Raw genomic sequence first — 19,071 nt, 5'->3', positions numbered from 1 at the left:
TTGGGTTCAGCGCGCGCTGGCCAGCGCGCTCATGGCACGGGAAATCTGGATCGCAGCCGGTCCCAGAAGAACCATCATCAGCGTCGGGAAAATACAGAAGATCAGCGGGAACAGCAGCTTGAGGCCGATGCGCGCAGCGGTTTCTTCGGCGATCATGCGCCGCTTGTGGCGCAGGTTGTCGGCATACACGCGCAGTGCGTCGCCCACGCTGGTGCCGAAGCGTTCGGACTGGATCAGCATGGCCACCAGCGTATCGACATCGTCGACGCCGGAGCGCAGCGCGAAATTGCGCAGCGCCTTTTCCTTGCTGAAGCCGGCGCGCATTTCCATCAGCACGATCTGCATCTCCTGCGCCAGCACCACGCTCTTGATATGGATTTCGGCGGCCACCTTGACCAGTGCGCGCTCCAGGCTCAGGCCCGCCTCGACGCACACCGTCAACAGGTCGAGTGCATCGGGAATGGTCTCGAAGATCTCGCGCCGGCGCCGCTTGACGCGCCGCGCCAGCACGGCGTTGGGCAGGTAGTAGCCAAGCGCCGCGCCACACAGCAGGATCATCAGCACCATGCGGACCGACATATCCCCGCGCAACAGCATCACGGGCACCAGCACGGCGGGCGCCAGCAGCGCCAGCGCCGTCTTGGCCGCAAAGTACAGGGTCGGCGCCGCCGGGTTGCGCCAACCGGCGTTCATGAAGCGGGTACGCAGCGTCGATTTTTCCCAGCCTTCTTCGGGGATCGACAGCCGGGTGAGCGGCCGGGCAACGCTGGCGACACGTTCGATCCAGCGCAGGCGCGGCGCGTCACCAATGCCCGGCACCGCGCGCTGGCCGAGAAGACGGCGCAGACGCTCGCGCAGGGCCACCGGCGCGAACAGGGCCAGTGCGACCCAGCACAGCGCGCACACGACAACGAAGACAATCAGCAAAAACAACAGTTGCATGGTATTCATCGCGGCCTCATACGCGGATGCGGATAGTCTGGCGCAGCCACAGTACGCCAAAGATGATCATGCCCAGCCCGTACCACAGCAGCCGCTGGCCGCTCGGGTCGGTCCACAGCATGCTGACATACTGCGGGCTGCTCAGCGTCATCACGCCCATCACGCCAAATGGCAGCAAGCCCAGAATCCAGGCCGACATGCGGCCTTCGGCCGACAGCACCCGCACCTGGGCCACGAGTTTCAGGCGGGCGCGGATGATGCCGCTGATATTGCCGAGGATTTCGGCCAGGTTGCCGCCCGAATCGCGCTGGATCAGCACCGCAATCACCAGGTAGCGCAGGTCGGTCAGCGGAATGCGCGCAGCCAGGCCGTGCAGCGCTTCGTTCATCGGTACGCCGTAATTGATCTCTTCGCGCGCGATGCGAAATTCGCCGGCCAGCGGCTCGGGCATTTCATTGCCGACGATCTGCAGCACGTTGATGAACGAGTGCCCGGCGCGCAGCGCACGCGCGATGAATTCTGCCGCCTCCGGCAGCTGGTACTCGATGCGGATCAGGCGCCGCCTGCGCATGCGCTGCAGCAGCCACCAGGGCAGGCCAGGACTGGCCACGCACAGGAGCAGGCGCACCGGCAGCGGCAAGGCCCAGATGGTGCACGCCACCAGGACCGTGATCACGCAGCCGAAGGTGGCGCCAATGAAGTGGCTGACGGTCCAGCGGGCCCCCGCCTGCACCAGCAGCGCATCGATGCGCTGGGCCAGGGCCGCCCGGTGCAGCAGCCGGTCCAGTGCAGGCCGGCGGCTGTAGGGGCGCTGCTTGAGGATCGAGATGCGTTCGCCCGAGCGTGTCTGCGTGCCGCTGGACATGACCTGCAGGCGGCGTGCAATGCGGCGCGCCGCGGCGCCGCGGGTACTCATCCACCACAGGTAGAAGCCTTCGACCGCCAGGATGACGGCGGCGAACAGCACCACGACGAAACCGTAGAACAGGATGTCCATGACCGATCCTTCAATCAAATACGCGGTCGGGATCGAACGTGTCGTCCGGCACCGGCACCCCGAACAGCTTGAGGCGGTCGGCAAAGCGCGGCCGCACACCGGTCGCGCTGAAGTGGCCGAGCACCCTGCCCTGCGGGTCGACGCCGCGCTGTTCGAACAGAAAGATCTCCTGCATCGAAATGACCTCGCCTTCCATGCCGGTGATCTCCTGCATGCTCACCAGCTTGCGCGTGCCGTCGGTCAGGCGCGAGACTTGCAGCACCACCGTCACCGCCGAAACAATCTGCTGGCGGATCGCGCGCGGCGTCAGGTTCACGGCGGCCATGCTGACCATGTTTTCCAGGCGCGAGAGCGCGTCGCGCGGCGTGTTCGAGTGGATCGTGGCGAGCGAGCCTTCGTGGCCCGTGTTCATCGCCTGCAGCATGTCGAGCGCCTCGGCGCCGCGCACTTCGCCCAGGATGATCCGGTCGGGGCGCATGCGCAGTGCGTTGCGTACCAGCGCGCGCTGCGTGACTTCGCCCTTGTCCTCGATATTCGGCGGGCGCGTTTCCAGGCGCACGACGTGCGGCTGGCGCAGTTGCAGCTCGGCCGCGTCCTCGATCGTCACCACCCGTTCGCTGGCCGGGATGAACCCCGAAATTAAGTTGAGCAAGGTGGTCTTGCCGCTGCCGGTGCCGCCCGAGATCAGGATGTTGACCTTGGCCATGCCCAGGCTTTCGATCACCCGGATCATCGGCGGTGCCATGCTTTTGTACTCGAGCAGGTTGTGCACCGTCAGCGGGCTGCCGCCGAAGCGGCGGATCGACAGGATTGGCCCGTCAACGGCCAGCGGCGGGATGATGGCATTCACGCGCGAGCCGTCCGGCAGGCGCGCATCGACCATCGGACTCGATTCGTCGACCCGGCGCCCGACGCGCGAGACGATCTTTTCGATGATCTTCATCAGGTGGGCATTGTCGTGGAAGGTGACGTCGGTCAGTTCGAGCTTGCCGCGCCGCTCGACCCAGACCTTGCTGGCGGTGTTGACCAGGATGTCCGAGATCGTCGGATCGGCCAGCAGCGGCTCGAGCGGGCCAAAGCCCAGCATTTCGTGCTGGATGTCGAGCACCAGGTGGTGGCGCTCGTGCTGGTTCAGCACGATGCGTTCGTCTTCGATGATGCGCTGGACCAGCAGCGCCAGCTCGTGCTTGAACTGTTCGGCGGTCAGGCGCTTCAGGCGTTCCAGGTCGATCCGGTCGAGGATCATCTGATGCATCAGCTTCTTGAGCTCCCGGTAGGCCTGATTCGGGGCGTCGTGCGATTCGGCGCCGGTCGGGCGCTCGGGGTCGGACAGTGCAAGGCGTTCGCGAAGGGACATCGATGTCTCCGGTGCGTGGTTCAAGCGTGGGGAACGAGTCAGTCGTCGTGATCCTGGCGCCCGAACAGGCGCCCCAGCAGGCCGCGGCTTTCGTGGACCCGCTGCGCGGTCACCAGCTCGACCAGGTCGGCCAGGCTGCGCGCGGCGGCGCTCGAGCGCGATAACTGCAGCACCGGCACGCCCTGGTTCACCGAATCGGTGACCGCGATGTAGTCGTTGGGGAAGGTGTGCACCACTTCGCAGCCCAACGCCGCATGCAGGTCCTGCAGGCGCAGCTTGCCGCCTTTTTCGTAGCGGTTGACGATCAGGCGGATGTTGTCGAGCACGTAGCCGAGCGAGCGGAAGATGTCGAGCAGGCGGCGCGCATCGCGGATATCGGGCAGCGCCAGTTGCAGCAACGGGTAGATCGTGTCGGTCACGTCCAGCGCGCGCAGCGACACGGCGTCGATCTGGCGCCCGACGTCGAGCAGCACGTAGTCGTAGTGCTGCCGCGCCACGCGCAGGATGGTGTCGATGTGTTCGGGCTTGGCCTGCCGCTCGTGGGATGGATCGTCGGCCGCCGCCAGCACGCCGAAGCCCGGCGTGACGTGCACCAGGCATGATTCGAGAAACGGCCCGTCGATGCGGGCGATCTGGGCGCACACGTCCGACATCGTCATGGCCGGCTTCTGGTCCGACACGTACAGGGCGGCGTCGCCGAACTGACCGTGCAGGTCGATCAGCAACACCTTTTTGCCCGCCAGCGAGGCGAGCGCGTAGCCGAAATTGGTCGAGATGAAGGTGGCGCCGCTGCCGCCCTTGCAGGCGATGAAGGCCAGCACCTTCCCGTCGCGCATGGTCGACATGCCGGCGGCGCTCGCGATGCGGTCCATCGCCTCATGAAAGGCGCGGTGCACCAGCGGCAGTTGCAGCAGCTCGCGCACGCCGGCGCGCATCGCGGTAATCAACAGATCGGGCTGGTGCTGGGTAGTCAGCAGCATCAGTTGCGCGGTCGGATACTGCCGGCCGAGGCGCTCGAGCAGGCTGGCCTCGGACGGTTCGAGGTTGCTGGCATCGACGATCACGAGTTGCGGCGCGTCGGGATCGGGGCGGTCGAGCGCCTCGCGCAAGCCGGCGCGGGTCGCGCCCAGGTGCAGGGGCGGCACCCGCGCGGCGCCCTGGGCGGCCAGTTCCGCGTACAGATGGCTGTCCCGGCTGATCAGGAGCGCTCTCATGAAATCCTCGATAAGGGTAGGGCCGCGCGCTTACCGCGAACGGATCATGGGCGCCGGCTGGCCGGTGTCCGGTTGTGCGAACGAGCGCTCGTAGTTGTCGATGGCCGCGCGCGCGGCCCGGCCGTCGAGCCCCGCGGCGGGGTTGCGGCTGGCACCCGCTGCCGGGTGGATCGTCTGTGCGGCCAGGTTGGCACGGGTCGCCGCGCCGAACTGGCTGTCCCATTGCGGCGTGGTCGAGATGCAGCCCTGCGCGCCGCAGGCCAGCAGCACCAGCGCCGCCCGGCGTGTGAATGTGGATGCCATGCTGCTCTCCTATTCCGGTTCGGGACCACCGGCGGCCGGCGCCGGTGCGGGTGGGACAGGCGCCGTTCCAGCGGCGGGCGTGCTGGAGGCGGGCGTGCCTTCGAGGCGGCCGCCAAGCAGCACGCCGGCGCGCGACGGTGGGTCAAAACGATCGGTCGGCAAGCTCAGGCTGCCGGCCGGCAGCGGCTTGACCAGGCGCGCCGTGATGACGAAGACCAGTTCGGTGCGCTCCTGCTGGAAATCGGTGCTGCGAAACAGCGCGCCCAGTATCGGCACGTCGCTCAGTCCCGGCAAGCCTTTGAGGTTGGCGACCAGGTTGTTGCGCACCAGGCCACCGATGGCGAAGCTCTGGCCGTCGTGCAGCTGCACCGTCGTGCTGGCGCGGCGCGTGGTCAACAATGGCATGATCGCGGTGCCCGCAATGCCGGCGGCGCTGATGCCGATCCCTTCGCGCGACAGCTCCGATACTTCGGGCGCGACCTTCAGGTTGATAAGGCCCCCGCCCAGCACCGTCGGGGTAAAGCGCAGGCCGACGCCGAATTCCTTCTCTTCCAGCGTCACCTTGTTATTGTCTTGCGCCACCGGGATAAAGAACTTGCCGCCGGCCAGGAACGCGCCTTCCTGGCCGCTGATGGCCAGCACGTTCGGTTCGGCCAGGATGCGCACCAGGCCATCGAGCTTGTCGGTGTCGATGCCGAAGCGGTTGCCGTTGGTCTTCAGGCCGGCCAGGCCGCCGCGCGCCAGGCCGCTGAGAAAATCGGTGGCCAGCGTGGTGGTCCAGCTGCCGGAGCCGAAGCTCAGGCGCACCCCGGTTTCAAGCCGCTCGAGCAGCGTGCGCGCGACCTCGGCCACCTTGACCTCGAGCTGCACCTGCTGGGGCGCGCTGACCGCCAGCAGGTTGATCACGCGGGCGCTGGCGCCACCTGCCCCGGCAGCGGCGCCGCCGCCGCTGCCATTGCCGACCTGGATCACGCCGTCGGTTGCGTTGTCCTTGTCGGCCGCCGGCAACTGGCGCAGCGGGCGGCGCACATAGGCGCCGGCCAGTTCCACGGCGCGGTTGACGGCGGCAGCATCGCTGACGGTACCGGTCAGCACCAGCGTGTCATTGGCGGCCATCACCCGGATATCCTTCTCGTGCGGCATGGCGACGGCCAGCATCGCTTGCAGGCTGGCCGGGTCCATCGCGACCGTGATGTCGATCACGCTGCACGCGCCGCTGCGGCCCTGCACGATCATATTGGTGGTGCCGACATCGACGGCGGCGATATACAGCGTGTCCGGCGCGACCAGCATCGCCTGCACGACGGCCGGGTTGCCGACGCTGCGCCGGCGTACTGCTTCGGGCAGGCGCAGCATGGTCGACTTGCCCATCTGAAGTGCCATGGTGGCTGGCCTCGCAGCCTCGCCCTGGCAGCTGCCGTTCAGTTGCAGCCCGGGCTGCGCCGCCGTGTCGGGTGCGATAGCTTTTTTGCCTGCCGGGGCAGCCAGGGCCAATGCGCTCAGGCCTGCCAGGACGGCCGCCAGGCAGGCGCGCAGTGCGATCGTGGAATGTCGGTGCATGATCGGTCCAGTCGAAGACATCAGAAGCATTCCTGCGATGCGTGCAGGCCGTTGATGACGCTGATGCATTCGCGGTGCGGCGCCCGCGGTGGCGCCGGCGCCCGCACCAGCTGCACCCGCGGTGGTGGCACAGCGCGCAGCACGACCGGCGCGGCGGGTGGCGCCGGCAGCAGGTTCTCCTTGGTCGCGCCGGTGGTGGCGGTGGCGGCGGGATCGATCTGGTTGCGCAGCGCCAGCGACAGCGTGCCGACGCTGCGCGCCAGGTCCAGCTTTTCGGCCTGTTCGGGCGTGACTTCGAGCGTGACGGCATTGACGACCTTGGGCTTGGTCTCGTCGCGGCCTACTTCCTGGGCCACTGCCAGCACCAGAATGCGCTCCAGGACGATCTTCGAGATGCTGTGCGCACGGGCCTGCGGGGCGTTCGGATCGGGCGCCGTTTCGGTGCTGACGATGATGTCGACATAGTTGCCCGGCAGGGCGAAACCGGCCACGCCGATCACGTCGTTGACGCGCACCGTGATTGCGCGCTTGCCTTCGGTGATCAGGGCCGACAGGCCGCCCAGCGTGCCGACCGGGGCCAGCTTGGCTTCGCTGACCGGCTCGCCGGCGAGCAGGCTGCTGCGCAAGACCCGGCCGTTCAGCGGCCCGGGATCGGTGAACGCGCCCTTGGGTACGCTGGCAGTGGGCCAATCCACCACGATGAACAGCGCGGGGGTCAAGCGCTGACCGATGTCGATGTCGCTGTTCGCGACGACGATCCTGCCGGCCGCGGGCACCGGCGCATTGAGCAACCAGCGCGCGGCCAGCGCCACGGCCAGCAGGCCGAGCACCACGGCCAGCCCCATCATGATCACGGCGCGCTTGTTTTTCATGGTGCGTCCCCTTCGCCGAACAGGCTGTACCACGCGCGCGTCAGGCCATCGACGTCGCAGCACGGCGGTTGACCGGTAAAGCCGGCGAAGTCGGCGATCCGGCCCAGCAACTCATGCGGATAGGCGGCCAGCAGCGCGCGCCCGGTGCGGCGGTGCAGGTGATCGATCAGGAACGCGATGGCACTGTCATCGAGATCGATCCGGCGCTGCCGCGCCTGGCGCCGCAGCAGTGCGCGATAGCTCTGCTCCGACAGTGGCCCGACCGGAATCCGGTAACCGATGCGGCGCAGGCAGGCGTCGTCGAGTACCGATTCCGGCGCCAGGCTGGTGACCAGCACCAGGCTCACATCGAACGGCAAGACGTGCGTGGCGCCACCCGGCACCGTGACATGGTCCAGGCCTGCTTCGAGCGCGCCGAGCCAGCGGTGCAGCAGTTCGCCCGGCGGCACACGCTGGCGGCCCACATCGTCTACCACGAGTAAACCGTTGTTGGCCAGGATGTGGGGCGGCGCGTGCAGCACGCCGCTGCCCAGATCACTCCGCAGCTCCAGCATGTCGCGCGCCAGCTCAGGCCCCACGTGCACCAGCGGACGCTGGCTCAGGGCCCAGCGTGCATCGCCACTGCGGCGCTCTTCAAGGGCGCGTACGTGCAACGGGAGGGGGTGCAGCACCACGTCGTGAAGCTGGATGATTTCATGGTTGACCAGCACCGCATACGGCACCGCGATCGGATCCTGGCGCAGGCGCGCGAGCTTGCGCGCCAGTGACGTCTTGCCGCTGCCGGACGGACCGTACAACAGCAGCGGGCGGCCCGAATACAGCGCGGCGCCGATCTGCTCGCGAATGGCCGGCGCCAGGCCGTCGCCGTCGAGCACCGCATCGAGCTCGGTGCGCGTGACGCGCGCGGCATCGGGCTGGCGCTGCGACTGGCGCGTGACCACGGCGCGCCACGCTGCCAGCGTCACCGGCGCCGGGCCGACATAGCGCGATTCGGCCAGGTATTCGCCGGCGGCGCGCTGGCCCAGGGTGGTCAACTGATAATGCACATCGAGGTCGCTGTCGCCCGAATACGCGACTTCGGCCTGCTGGGTGCCCACCAGGGCCTGCAACACTTCGCGCAGCACGCTGACCGACAGCCGCAGGCGTCCAGTCAACTGGGACAGCGGCGTCTTGCCGTCGGCATGCAGGCTCTTGACCACGAGCGCCGTCACCAGGCGCGCGTCGAGTCCCGTATCGCGCACCGTGCGCGGCTGGCGCGGCAGCACTGCAGCGAGATTGCCATCCGCATCAAAACCCGGCGCAGGCAGGGACGACGATGCCTCCGGTCCTGTCAGCGCGGCGGCCGATAACACTCCGATCATGACGTCTCCTGCGGCGGAAGTTGGTTCTGGGAAAACCTCAATTGATTCTAACGAGCATCTATTTTGGGCACTTGATGCCTGACAAGAGCGGCCCCGGCGATCAGGCGAGGTGTGTGGCGCCGTAACGGCCGACCAGATGCACGATGGTCCCCGCAGCAATGGCCACGCCATACGGAATCGAGCCGGCGCTGGGCCGGCCGCCGGAGTCCTGACCCGGGCTTGGCAAGCGTTGCAAGCGCAGCAGGATGGGCAGCAACATGGCCCACAGATTGGCGAGGGCCAGGCGCAGCCGCCCTCTGACAATGAGAACCACCAGCACCATCACGCCGCCTGCGCACCAGGCCAGGATGGCGATGCGCAGCGCGTCACCCGCGCCGGTGAAGACGCCAACGGCGGCCATCATCTTGACGTCGCCGGCGGCCATGCCGCGCAGCAGATAAAACGGCAGCAGCACCGCCAGACCGGTCGCGCAGCCACCCAACGCGGATAGCAGCGCCGTCACTGGCTGGGGCGACAGCAGGTGCAGCAGCAGCGCGCCAAGTACGCCAGCGAGCAGCAATGCATTGGGAATGCGCCGACTTTCCAGATCCTTGATCGCGGCGGCCGTCACGAGCAGCAGCAGCAGTGTGTCGAGGTAGGGTGCGATATTCATGATCGGCTCCAGAAAAAATGCCCCCCGGGGCCAGGCTGCGACCCGGGGGGCACGCGCATTACGGCGCGGTCGGGAGAGCGCCGTCCAACTGCGCCTGGATGTACTCAAACGTTTCCTTGATGCCAGTACCGACCTCGCCAGCCACGGTGGCCATTGCGACGCCGATGAGTGCAGCGATCAGGCCATACTCGATGGCAGTCACACCGTTTTCGTCTGCGATGAAGGCTTTGATGGCGGAGGTAATCGTGCTCATGACAAAACTCCTTTAGTGGTTGAAAAATACTGGCTGCGACCGGGCCCGGCCGCCCCTGCTCTATGACTTGTGCCAGTAAGTTGACTATAGGCATTAATGCCGCACGGCAATTTGACGATGCACAGATTTCCGCATGGAAATATTTTCTGCGTGATGAAAAACAAGGTTCACGAGCCGATGGGTCACGACCCGATGACACAGGAGAAAAATCGCCAAGAATAGTTGCCGCTAGTACAAAAAAGCATTATGCTGTTTTGCTTGGCCGCTGAAAAATGCGGCACTTCTGGCCCTCTTGCGCGTCATCCCACGCCATCTGCAGGGTCTTTTTTTTCGTGCTTTGGCTGGCCTGACGACGACGACATGGATTCCCTGCTGCGACACATGGTGGACATGACCGGCCACCGCGATCATGCGATGCTGGACATCTCGGTGATCTCGGCGGTCCAGGAACTATCGGGCGCGAACCAGACCCGGGTCCTGGGCATTTCCACGGTTGGCGACCAGCTGTTCGTGCGCTCGCGCGCCTGCATCCAGGCTGGCGGCGTTGCCTGTCCGGAAGAACCGCAGGACAGCGGCCCGGGCGAGCCGATCGCCACCTACCCTGAACTCGAGGCGTGCCTGCGCCAGCACGCCACACGCGCCGAAGGCATGGGTCAGGACGGCTTGCGCCGCCTGTGGCTGCCGATCTGGTTCGGCGAGCGGGCCGATACCTGCCTCGAGATCGTCCACGACACCCCGTTCACGCCGGAGGCGCTGTACATGGTCAGCGGCATCGTCAGCGTGTACCGCAACTTCCAGAATCTGCTCGATTACAGCGAGCGCGATTCGCTCACGGGCCTGCTCAACCGCAAGACCTTCGACGACCAGCTGGCGCGCATGTTGCATGCCACTGATGTCGATCCCGTCATGCCCGGCCTGGCCGAGCGGCGCGGACAGCATGGGGCGGAGGCGCAGTGGCTGGCCGTGGTCGACGTCGACCACTTCAAGACGGTCAACGACCGCTTCGGTCACCTGTACGGCGACGAGGTCCTGATCCTGATCGCCAACCTGCTGCAGTCGTCATTCCGTACGCAGGACCGGGTGTTCCGCTTTGGCGGTGAAGAGTTCGTGGTGCTGCTGCGCTCGACGACGCTCGAGAACGCGCGCCGCATCATCGAGCGCTTTCGTCTCGATGTCGAAAGCCACCATTTCCCGCAGGTGGGGCAAGTCACCGTCAGCATCGGCTTCACGGGTGTCAGCGCGGCCGATTCGCCGGTCGTCACGCTCGGCCACGCCGACCAGGCGCTGTACTTCGCCAAGGCCAACGGCCGCAACCGCGTGTGCCATTACGAAGCGCTGGTCGATGGCGGCCTGCTGCAGACCGTCACGACCAACGACACCGCCGAATTCTTCTGAACGCGTTGCGCGCTCAGGCCACCTGCATGAAGCGCAGCGGTTCGACCTGCCACTTCTCGGCCGATTCGTGACGCACGATGCGGTCACCGCCACCAAAGCCCAGCGGCCGTGACAGATCGACGGTCTCGGGCTTGATGTAGCGCTGCTGTTTGGTGTGGAAGAACACGTTGACCTTGGGCGTGAGCAGGCTTGTTTCATGCGGCTCGATCACGACGCCCAGGCGGCCCGATTCCAGCAGCACCAGCGTGCCCACCGGATAGATACCGACACAGCGCATGAATTCCTGCGCCAATCCCGGATTGAAGTGGAACTTGCTCCATTCGTGGATCTTGCGCAGCGCTTCGGCCGCCGGCATGCCCTTGTGGTAGCAGCGCTCCGACGTGATCGCATCGTATACGTCGACGATGGCCGCCATCTGCGCCAGCTCGCTGATCGCGTCCTCGGCCTGACGGTCCGGATAACCACTGCCGTCGCGCCGTTCGTGGTGGTGCAGCGTGATGTCCAGTGGAATGGCGCCGATGCCGGGCGTGCGCAGCAGGATGTCGTGGCCATCGCGCGGATGACGCTTGACGATCTCGAACTCGGCGTCCGTGAGGCGCCCCACCTTGTTCAGAATCGCATCCGGCACCAGCGCCTTACCGGTGTCGTGCAACAGTCCGCCAATGCCGGCCTGGTAGATGCGCTCGTCGTCCAGATTGCGCGAGCGGCAGAACGCCACCAGCAGCGCGCACACGCTCACCGAATGCAGGAACGTGTAATCGTCCTTGTTCTTGATCTGCAACAGGCCGAGCAAGGCGCCTGCGTTGCGCAGGATCGATTCGGTTATGTTCTGCACGACCGGCCCGACCTGCTCGAGCTCGACGGCCTTGCCCAGGCGCGCATCCTGCATCACCGTGCGCACCACGCCCACCGCCTCGCGCCGCACCGTGGCGGCGCGGCGCAGCTCTTCGCCGACCGATACCCGTGCCCGGCTGGTCAGGGTGGTGGCCAGCGCCGTCACTTCAGCTTCGGTAGCCGCCTGCGCTTGCGCCAGCGTCGGCGCGTCGACATCCATGCCCCGGCTGCAGTCGATCACGACGCCGCGGATGCGCGCATCGCGGATCTTCTGGATTTCGCTCTCGCAGGACAGCAGGAACTTGCTGCGCACGAAAGGGTGTTCCATCCACCCGCAATCGAGGTCATGAATAAACATGCCCACCCGGAGCTGTGACGCATCGACTTTTTTTAACATCTGCTGCCTCTTTCATTACGAGATGCCGACGCTGCGCGTCGTTATGCCACCAGTATAACGAAGAGATTTCTTTTAATCACCTGTTGTTGCCCTATAGGCACGGTACACATACCGGGACATCGCGCCTTCAGCTTGACGTTAACGTTAACGTCAGATACCGTACCAGCACTCCTCGTCCTCACGCCTTCAAGGACCGCTACCATGAACGATACGACCACTGCCGCCAACCTGGCTGCCTCCGCCACCCCGCAACTGGCCAACAAAGTGCGCTTCGTCACCGCCGCTTCGCTGTTCGACGGCCACGACGCCTCGATCAACATCATGCGGCGCATCCTGCAATCGAATGGCGCCGAGGTCATCCACCTGGGCCACAACCGCTCGGTCGATGACGTCGTCACGGCGGCGCTGGCCGAAGACGCGCAAGGCATCGCCATCTCGAGCTACCAGGGCGGCCACGTCGAATACTTCAAGTACATGATCGACCTGCTGCGCGAGCGCGGCGGCGAGCACATCAAGGTGTTCGGCGGCGGCGGCGGCGTGATCGTCGCGCACGAGATCGACGAATTGCATGCCTACGGCGTCACCCGCATCTTCAGCCCGGAAGACGGCCAGCGCATGGGCCTGGTCGGCATGATCCACGCGATGCTGCAAGCCTGCGACGTCGACCTGTCGCCGTACGCCCCGACCACGCTGGCGGCGCTGCAGCAGGGCGAGCTGGCCGCGCGCCACCGCCCGCTGGCGCAGCTGATCACGGCGCTGGAAAACGACAAGGTCGACGCCGCGCTGCGCGGGCAGATCCTCGAACACGCCGCGACGCTGCGCGTGCCGACGCTGGGCATCACCGGCACCGGCGGCGCCGGTAAATCGTCGCTGACCGATGAACTGATCCGCCGCATCCGCCTCGATCAGGGCGACCGCCTGAACATCGCCGTGATCTCGATCGACCCGTCGCGCCGCAAGTCCGGCGGCGCGCTGCTGGGTGACCGCATCCGCATGAATGCAATCAGTCCGTGGAACGGGCAGACGCGCGTCTTCATGCGCTCACTGGCCACGCGCGACGCCGGCTCGGAAATCTCGCAGGCGCTGCCCGACGTGATCGCGGCCTGCAAGGTGACCGGGTTCGACCTCGTGATCGTCGAGACGTCGGGCATCGGCCAGGGCGACGCCGCCATCGTGCCGCACGTCGACACGTCGATGTACGTGATGACGCCGGAGTTCGGCGCCGCCTCGCAGCTCGAAAAAATCGACATGCTCGATTTCGCCGACTTCATCGCCATCAACAAGTTCGACCGCAAGGGCGCGCTCGACGCACTGCGCGACGTGGCCAAGCAGTACCAGCGCAACCGCGAATTGTGGAGCCAGAGCCCGGACCAGATGCCGGTGTTCGGCACCCAGGCGTCGCGTTTCAACGACGATGGCGTGACGGCGCTGTACCACGGCCTGTTGCCCCGGCTCGCGGCGCTTGGCCTGCCGATCGATGCGAGCAGCCTGCCCGCGCCGGCGCTGCGCTACTCGAGCGGCAAGAACGTGATCGTGCCGCCGGCGCGCAGCCGCTACCTGGCCGAGATCGCCGACACCGTGCGCGGCTACCACCGCCACGTGGCGCGCCAGGTGAAACTCGCACGCGAGCGCCAGCAACTGGGCGAATCGAAGCGCATGCTGCTGGCCGCCGGCCAGGGCGCCGCCGCGGGCGACGCGCTCGACGGCCTGATGGCCGAACGCGACAACGCGATGGATGGCGAAGCCAAAAACCTCGTCGCGGCCTGGCCTGCGCTGCAGGCCGCGTATGCCGGCGACGACTACGTCACGCACGTGCGCGACAAGGAAATCCGCACGCGCCTGGTCACAAAAACCTTGTCGGGCAATCCGATCCGCAAGGTCGCGCTGCCGCGTTTTGAAGACCATGGCGAAATTCTGCGCTTTCTGATGCTCGAGAACGTGCCGGGCGCGTTCCCCTACACGGCCGGCGTGTTCCCGTTCAAGCGCGAAGGCGAAGACCCGACCCGCATGTTCGCCGGCGAAGGCGACGCCTTCCGCACCAACAAACGCTTCAAGCTCGTCTCGACGGGGATGGACGCCAAGCGCCTGTCGACCGCGTTCGATTCGGTCACGCTGTACGGCGCCGACCCGGCGCTGCGGCCCGATATCTACGGCAAAGTGGGCAACTCGGGCGTGTCGATTGCCACGCTGGACGACATGAAGGTGCTGTACGACGGCTTCGACCTGTGCAGCCCATCGACGTCGGTGTCGATGACGATCAACGGCCCGGCGCCGACCATCCTGGCGATGTTCATGAATACGGCGATCGACCAGCAAATCGACAAGTTCGCGCACGACAACGGCCGCCAGCCCACGCCGGATGAAAGCGAAAAGATCCGCGCCTGGGTGCTGACCAGCGTGCGCGGCACCGTGCAGGCCGACATCCTGAAGGAAGACCAGGGCCAGAACACCTGCATCTTCTCGACCGAGTTTTCGCTGAAGGTCATGGGCGACATCCAGGAATATTTCGTGCGCCACGGCGTGCGCAATTTCTACTCGGTGTCGATCTCGGGTTATCACATTGCCGAAGCGGGCGCCAATCCGATCTCGCAACTGGCCTTCACGCTGTCGAACGGCTTCACGTTCGTCGAAGCCTACCTGGCGCGCGGGATGCACATCGACGACTTCGCGCCGAACCTGTCGTTCTTTTTCTCGAACGGCATGGACCCGGAATACACGGTGCTCGGGCGCGTCGCACGCCGCCTGTGGGCCGTGGCGATGCGCGAGCGCTACGGCGCCAACGACCGTTCGCAAAAGCTCAAGTACCACATCCAGACATCGGGCCGTTCGCTGCACGCGCAAGAGATCGACTTCAATGACATCCGCACCACGCTGCAGGCACTGATCGCGATCTACGACAACTGCAACTCGCTGCACACCAATGCCTACGACGAAGCGATCACCACGCCGACCGATGAATCGGTGCGCCGTGCGCTGGCCATCCAGCTGATCATCAACCGCGAATGGGGCCTGGCCAAGAACGAGAACCCGAACCAGGGCGCCTTCATCATGGACGAACTGACCGACCTCGTCGAAGAGCAGGTGCTGCAGGAATTCGAGCGCATCGCCGAACGCGGCGGCGTGCTGGGCGCGATGGTAACCGGCTACCAGCGCGGCAAGATCCAGGAAGAGTCGATGTTGTACGAGCACCAGAAGCACGACGGCACGCTGCCGATTATCGGCGTCAATACCTTCCGCAACCCGAAGGGCTCGGGCGCACCGGCAACCATCGAACTGGCGCGCTCGACCGACGACGAAAAGCAGTCGCAGCTGCAGCGCCTGGATGCCTTCCACACGCGTCATGCGGATGCCGCGCCGGCCGCTCTGGCCGCCCTGCGCCAGGCCGCAATCGACAACCAGAACGTGTTTACACACCTGATGGACGCCGTGCGCGTGTGCTCGCTGGGGCAGATCACGACGGCGCTGTTTGAAGTGGGTGGGCAGTATCGGCGCAATATGTAATAACGCCGTCTGCAAACGGCCTAGAATGGCTTAGTGATTACGATAGTGACCACCACGGAGTCATTCATGCCGATCCGCCCCGCACAACTCGCCGCCCTGATGCGCGAAGTCGAACAGGAAGACCCGATCGACTTCGCCGACCTCCCGTTCCCCGAAGACGAACTGCGTGACCTCGTCGCCAATCACCTGTGCGAGATGGCGGCGGCGATGGAAAACTTCAGCCACGAAGATCGCCTGATGACCCTGCTTGCCGTGTCGGCCAAGCTGGTGCTGGAAAACCTCGTGCTTCATATACGGCTGTTGCGGCGGCATGGCTTGCCGGTGAGCGAGGACGTTGAAATGTTGCTCACGCGCTTGCGCAAACCGTCCGTATAAATCACAAGTCCACCCTTTCCATGCCAGGACATGCATTCATGACGTCGCCTGTTTAATCCCAAATTACAACGCTGCCTAGGGGTGTTTCTCTACAATTTTCAATCAGAAGGTCTGATTTTCGCGAACGAATGATAAGAAGGAACCGAAGTCAACCTCATGAGTTATGATTATTATTCGGGAAACTACGCTTGCACCCCAAACATATTTGCGAGCTTCATCAGAAGGAAAGATAATGTCGGGAAACCTTACCAAAAAGCAATTTACCGCAGCTGCGATCGCTGGCTCTATTCTGTTAAGCTTCGGAATCAGTGGATGCAATCGCACCCAAGCTACGGACGAATTGCTAGCGGAAGCACAGCAGTATGTACAAAAAGGCGACCGCAAGGCAGCCCTGATCCAAATTAAGAATGCTGTCTCACAAAATCCTGAAAACGCCGAGGCGCGTCTGCGTCTTGGCATGCTGCAGCTCGAGATGGGCGATGCCGCATCGGCCGAGAAGGAATTGCGAAAGGCAACCAGCCTCAATGTCCCAGTCTCGACAACCTTACCCCTGCTCGCAAAAAGTCTGCTAATGCAGGGCAAGTTTCAGCCACTTCTGGACGATATCAGCCTGGCGCAGGCCAAAGGCTCGGCCGTCTTGCTGGCGCGCCGTGGCGATGCATTTTTAGCACTTAACAAACCTGATGAAGCGCGCACCTCATACCAAGCCGGTCTGGCACTGGACGCCAATTCTGGCGATGCACTCGTTGGCCTGACCCGTATCGCGCTGCTTGGTAACGATGCAGCCGCTGCTGAGGGTTTGATTGATGACGCAACCACGCGTGCTCCGAAAGATACCGAAATCTGGATGATGAAGGCGGCCATGCTGCGCAGCCAAGCCAAGAGCCAGGAAGCTCTGGACGCCTATAACAAAGTGTTATCGATTGATCCGGCACACCGTAGTGCCAACCTGGAAAAAGTCTTCGTCCATATCAACATGAAAAACGCGGCTGCAGCGAAGGTCGATCTCGATGCGGCGCGCAAGAACGGTGCCAATTCGCTGACCGTGACCTACGCGCAGGCGCTGCTGCAATTTAACGCTGGCGAGAATGTAGCGGCGAAAGAATCACTGCAGAAGATTCTGAAGGTAGCACCAGACCATCCGCCAAGCATGCTGCTTGCGGGTGCAGTCGAACTTAACTTGAACAATCTGCGTCAATCCGAACAGCATTTGCGACGTTATCTGGAAAGCAATCAGGACAATGTCTATGCGCGCAAACTGCTGGCCCAAGGGCTGCTCAAACAAAATCAGTCCGCCGCTGCCATTGCAGCCCTGGAACCGGCCCTGAAAAATAATGCCGGTGACGGGCAATTGCTGGCACTCGCCGGCCAGGCCTATTTGCAAGAACGCGACTTCTCCAAGGCCAGTTCTTACCTTGAAAAGGCCAGCGCATTGGCGCCTAACGTAGCGGGCATGCACACTGCGCTCGGCCTATCACGCCTGGGACAAGGGAACATTGCCGGGGGCATCGATGAGCTTGAGAAGGCCACGCGCCTGGATCCAACTTCGATCGAAGCCAGCGCTGCCCTTATACAGGCGGAACTGCGCGTTGGAAAGATCGATCGCGCGCTGACGGCAATAGCAGCCCTCGAGAAAGCCCAACCAGCCAGCGCTGTTGTTCAAAATATCAAAGGTGAAGTCGCTCTGCGCAACAACGATCGCAAGGAGGCCCGCGCCAGCCTGGAGCGCGCATTGACGTTAGACGCCGCATATTTCCCGGCCGTCGCCAACTTGGCTCAAATGGATGTGGCCGACAAAAACTTCAACAGCGCCAAGAAACGTTTTGAAGCACTGCTGGCGAAAGACGACAAAAATCTCGCAGCAATGAATGCCTTGGCTGCTCTGGGCAAGTTGCAAGGTAATACTGCAGAGGCAGGCAAGTGGCTTGAAACCGCGCAGACCAAAAATCCGAACGCGTTGCCACCGGCGCTGAACCTGAGTGCCTATTATCTAAGTGTGAAGCAACCTGAAAAGGCTGTCGCACTGCTGCGCAAGACGCTGGTGACGCATCCAACCGATGTCCAGACCATCGATATGCTTGGCCAGGCACAGCTTGCAACAAAAGATTTTCCAGGTGCCTTGGAAAGCTTCAGCAAGCTCGCCGCTGCGGATTCGAAGTCACCAATGCCGCAAATGAGACTGGCAGAAGTGCGGATGCAGATGAAGAACGAAGCAGCCGCAGCTGAGGCGCTCAAGCGGGCGTTGGCGATCAATCCGAGCTTTGTCCCAGCGCTCGCTGGTCAGATGGAAATGGCAATCCGTGCAGGCAAGCCAAATGACGCCTTGGCCATTGCGCGCCGGGTACAGGCCGAGAATCCAAAGGTACCGAACGGCTTCGTACTCGAAGGTGACATGATGTTGGCCACCAAGAATGTACCTGCTGCAGTAGCCGCGTACGACAAAGCGTTCGCTCTGACAAATTCGCCAGCGCTCCTGATCAAGATTTCGCAAGTGCTGGCACAAAATGGCCGCGCAGCAGAAGGTCAAGCACGGTTGGAAAAATTCCATACCGCTTATCCAGGCAACGACATGATCGCCATGCTCGTCGCCGATGGTTACTTGGCCAAGCGTCAATTCAAGCCTGCGATCGCCAGTTTGCAAGCCGCTTTGAAAGTAAAGCCAAACGATGCGGCAGCACTTAACAACCTGGCCTGGGCCTATCAGCAAGAAAAAGACGCGCGCGCCTTACCAACGGCAGAGCAAGCCTTCAAGATTGCTGGGCAGAACGCTGCGATTATGGATACCCTGGGCTGGATCCTGGTTGAACGGGGCGACACTGCGCGCGGTACTGACTTGTTGCGTAAGGCAGTGGCGGCGGCACCGGACGCACCTGATATGCGTTATCACCTTGCCGCCGCGCTGGCCAAGTCCGGCGACAAGGCTGGGGCACGTAAAGAAGCTGAGCACTTATTAGCAAGCGGCAAGCCATTTTCGGCGCTGGAAGACACCAAAGCGTTGTTGAAGCAACTGTAATCCCTCAACGGCCGCCTTAGAGCGGCCTAACTCTTTTTGTCCTCA

Annotated in this window: 15 protein-coding genes; 4 read left to right on the top strand and 11 right to left on the bottom strand. The window is 64.1% G+C overall.

Annotated elements, in window-relative coordinates:
• Nucleotides 1-6 precede the first annotated feature (6 nt).
• The 10 genes from AC56LW_RS13675 to AC56LW_RS13630 all read right to left on the bottom strand — a co-directional run bounded on the left by AC56LW_RS13675 (nucleotide 7) and on the right by AC56LW_RS13630 (nucleotide 9,511).
• Nucleotides 7-951 carry a type II secretion system F family protein gene (locus AC56LW_RS13675; protein WP_332531885.1) on the bottom strand — a complete coding sequence of 315 codons (945 nt, stop codon included), beginning with the start codon at nucleotides 949-951 and terminating at the stop codon, nucleotides 7-9.
• Between the two features lie 7 nt (nucleotides 952-958).
• Nucleotides 959-1,939: a type II secretion system F family protein gene (locus AC56LW_RS13670; RefSeq protein ID WP_499635062.1), complete on the bottom strand. Its 981-nt coding sequence runs from the start codon at nucleotides 1,937-1,939 to the stop codon at nucleotides 959-961.
• 10 nt (nucleotides 1,940-1,949) lie between these two features.
• On the bottom strand, nucleotides 1,950-3,296 hold the full coding sequence (locus AC56LW_RS13665; protein WP_499635059.1) for a TadA family conjugal transfer-associated ATPase: 1,347 nt from the start codon (nucleotides 3,294-3,296) through the stop codon (nucleotides 1,950-1,952).
• A 38-nt stretch (nucleotides 3,297-3,334) separates the two neighbouring features.
• Nucleotides 3,335-4,510: a CpaE/TadZ family protein gene (locus AC56LW_RS13660; RefSeq protein ID WP_332531878.1), complete on the bottom strand. Its 1,176-nt coding sequence runs from the start codon at nucleotides 4,508-4,510 to the stop codon at nucleotides 3,335-3,337.
• A gap of 30 nt (nucleotides 4,511-4,540) precedes the next feature.
• Nucleotides 4,541-4,813 carry a hypothetical protein gene (locus AC56LW_RS13655; RefSeq protein WP_332531877.1) on the bottom strand — a complete coding sequence of 91 codons (273 nt, stop codon included), beginning with the start codon at nucleotides 4,811-4,813 and terminating at the stop codon, nucleotides 4,541-4,543.
• A 9-nt stretch (nucleotides 4,814-4,822) separates the two neighbouring features.
• Entirely contained in the window at nucleotides 4,823-6,373 is a 1,551-nt protein-coding gene (locus AC56LW_RS13650; protein ID WP_499635055.1) for a type II and III secretion system protein family protein, read from the bottom strand.
• 20 nt (nucleotides 6,374-6,393) lie between these two features.
• Nucleotides 6,394-7,245, bottom strand: a complete 852-nt coding sequence (gene cpaB, locus AC56LW_RS13645) for a Flp pilus assembly protein CpaB (protein ID WP_499635053.1) — start codon at nucleotides 7,243-7,245, stop codon at nucleotides 6,394-6,396.
• The gene (locus AC56LW_RS13640) at nucleotides 7,242-8,606 is read right to left on the bottom strand and encodes an ATP-binding protein (protein ID WP_499635050.1); all 1,365 of its coding nucleotides are present in this window, start codon (nucleotides 8,604-8,606) and stop codon (nucleotides 7,242-7,244) included. Before AC56LW_RS13640 ends, cpaB begins: the two co-directional genes overlap by 4 nt.
• A 100-nt stretch (nucleotides 8,607-8,706) precedes the next feature.
• Nucleotides 8,707-9,258 carry an A24 family peptidase gene (locus AC56LW_RS13635; protein ID WP_332531873.1) on the bottom strand — a complete coding sequence of 184 codons (552 nt, stop codon included), beginning with the start codon at nucleotides 9,256-9,258 and terminating at the stop codon, nucleotides 8,707-8,709.
• Between the two features lie 58 nt (nucleotides 9,259-9,316).
• The gene (locus AC56LW_RS13630) at nucleotides 9,317-9,511 is read right to left on the bottom strand and encodes a Flp family type IVb pilin (protein ID WP_332531872.1); all 195 of its coding nucleotides are present in this window, start codon (nucleotides 9,509-9,511) and stop codon (nucleotides 9,317-9,319) included.
• A 360-nt stretch (nucleotides 9,512-9,871) separates the two neighbouring features.
• Between AC56LW_RS13630 and AC56LW_RS13625 the strand changes: the two genes are divergently transcribed.
• On the top strand, nucleotides 9,872-10,906 hold the full coding sequence (locus tag AC56LW_RS13625; protein ID WP_332531871.1) for a GGDEF domain-containing protein: 1,035 nt from the start codon (nucleotides 9,872-9,874) through the stop codon (nucleotides 10,904-10,906).
• Between the two features lie 13 nt (nucleotides 10,907-10,919).
• On the opposite strand, the gene AC56LW_RS13620 is transcribed toward AC56LW_RS13625, so the two are convergent.
• Nucleotides 10,920-12,137 (bottom strand): cyclic di-GMP phosphodiesterase, encoded by a 1,218-nt coding sequence (locus tag AC56LW_RS13620; protein WP_332531870.1) that lies wholly within the window; start codon nucleotides 12,135-12,137, stop codon nucleotides 10,920-10,922.
• A gap of 201 nt (nucleotides 12,138-12,338) precedes the next feature.
• On the opposite strand from AC56LW_RS13620, the gene icmF reads away from it, so the two are divergent.
• The 3 genes from icmF (at nucleotide 12,339) to prsT (ending at nucleotide 19,026) form a co-directional block, all read left to right on the top strand.
• Nucleotides 12,339-15,638 (top strand): fused isobutyryl-CoA mutase/GTPase IcmF, encoded by a 3,300-nt coding sequence (gene icmF, locus AC56LW_RS13615; RefSeq protein WP_499635046.1) that lies wholly within the window; start codon nucleotides 12,339-12,341, stop codon nucleotides 15,636-15,638.
• Nucleotides 15,639-15,704: 66 nt separating this feature from the next.
• The gene (locus AC56LW_RS13610) at nucleotides 15,705-16,013 is read left to right on the top strand and encodes a hypothetical protein (RefSeq protein WP_332531868.1); all 309 of its coding nucleotides are present in this window, start codon (nucleotides 15,705-15,707) and stop codon (nucleotides 16,011-16,013) included.
• Between the two features lie 232 nt (nucleotides 16,014-16,245).
• Nucleotides 16,246-19,026 carry an XrtA/PEP-CTERM system TPR-repeat protein PrsT gene (prsT, locus tag AC56LW_RS13605; protein ID WP_499635042.1) on the top strand — a complete coding sequence of 927 codons (2,781 nt, stop codon included), beginning with the start codon at nucleotides 16,246-16,248 and terminating at the stop codon, nucleotides 19,024-19,026.
• Nucleotides 19,027-19,071 lie beyond the last annotated feature (45 nt).

Source organism: Telluria sp. LT2P80 (assembly GCF_059685955.1).
The sequence above is the reverse complement of the archived record's forward strand: the minus strand, read 5'-3'. Positions and strand labels throughout refer to the sequence as shown.

Excerpts from the sequence above, each read along its gene's own strand:
- AC56LW_RS13675 (WP_332531885.1), bottom strand. The coding sequence starts at position 951 with ATGAATACCATGCAACTGTTGTTTTTGCTGATTGTCTTCGTTGTCGTG.
- AC56LW_RS13670 (WP_499635062.1), bottom strand. The coding sequence starts at position 1,939 with ATGGACATCCTGTTCTACGGTTTCGTCGTGGTGCTGTTCGCCGCCGTC.
- AC56LW_RS13665 (WP_499635059.1), bottom strand. The coding sequence starts at position 3,296 with ATGTCCCTTCGCGAACGCCTTGCACTGTCCGACCCCGAGCGCCCGACC.
- AC56LW_RS13660 (WP_332531878.1), bottom strand. The coding sequence starts at position 4,510 with ATGAGAGCGCTCCTGATCAGCCGGGACAGCCATCTGTACGCGGAACTG.
- AC56LW_RS13655 (WP_332531877.1), bottom strand. The coding sequence starts at position 4,813 with ATGGCATCCACATTCACACGCCGGGCGGCGCTGGTGCTGCTGGCCTGC.
- AC56LW_RS13650 (WP_499635055.1), bottom strand. The coding sequence starts at position 6,373 with ATGCACCGACATTCCACGATCGCACTGCGCGCCTGCCTGGCGGCCGTC.
- cpaB (WP_499635053.1), bottom strand. The coding sequence starts at position 7,245 with ATGAAAAACAAGCGCGCCGTGATCATGATGGGGCTGGCCGTGGTGCTC.
- AC56LW_RS13640 (WP_499635050.1), bottom strand. The coding sequence starts at position 8,606 with ATGATCGGAGTGTTATCGGCCGCCGCGCTGACAGGACCGGAGGCATCG.
- AC56LW_RS13635 (WP_332531873.1), bottom strand. The coding sequence starts at position 9,258 with ATGAATATCGCACCCTACCTCGACACACTGCTGCTGCTGCTCGTGACG.
- AC56LW_RS13630 (WP_332531872.1), bottom strand. The coding sequence starts at position 9,511 with ATGAGCACGATTACCTCCGCCATCAAAGCCTTCATCGCAGACGAAAAC.
- AC56LW_RS13625 (WP_332531871.1), top strand. The coding sequence starts at position 9,872 with ATGGATTCCCTGCTGCGACACATGGTGGACATGACCGGCCACCGCGAT.
- AC56LW_RS13620 (WP_332531870.1), bottom strand. The coding sequence starts at position 12,137 with ATGTTAAAAAAAGTCGATGCGTCACAGCTCCGGGTGGGCATGTTTATT.
- icmF (WP_499635046.1), top strand. The coding sequence starts at position 12,339 with ATGAACGATACGACCACTGCCGCCAACCTGGCTGCCTCCGCCACCCCG.
- AC56LW_RS13610 (WP_332531868.1), top strand. The coding sequence starts at position 15,705 with ATGCCGATCCGCCCCGCACAACTCGCCGCCCTGATGCGCGAAGTCGAA.
- prsT (WP_499635042.1), top strand. The coding sequence starts at position 16,246 with ATGTCGGGAAACCTTACCAAAAAGCAATTTACCGCAGCTGCGATCGCT.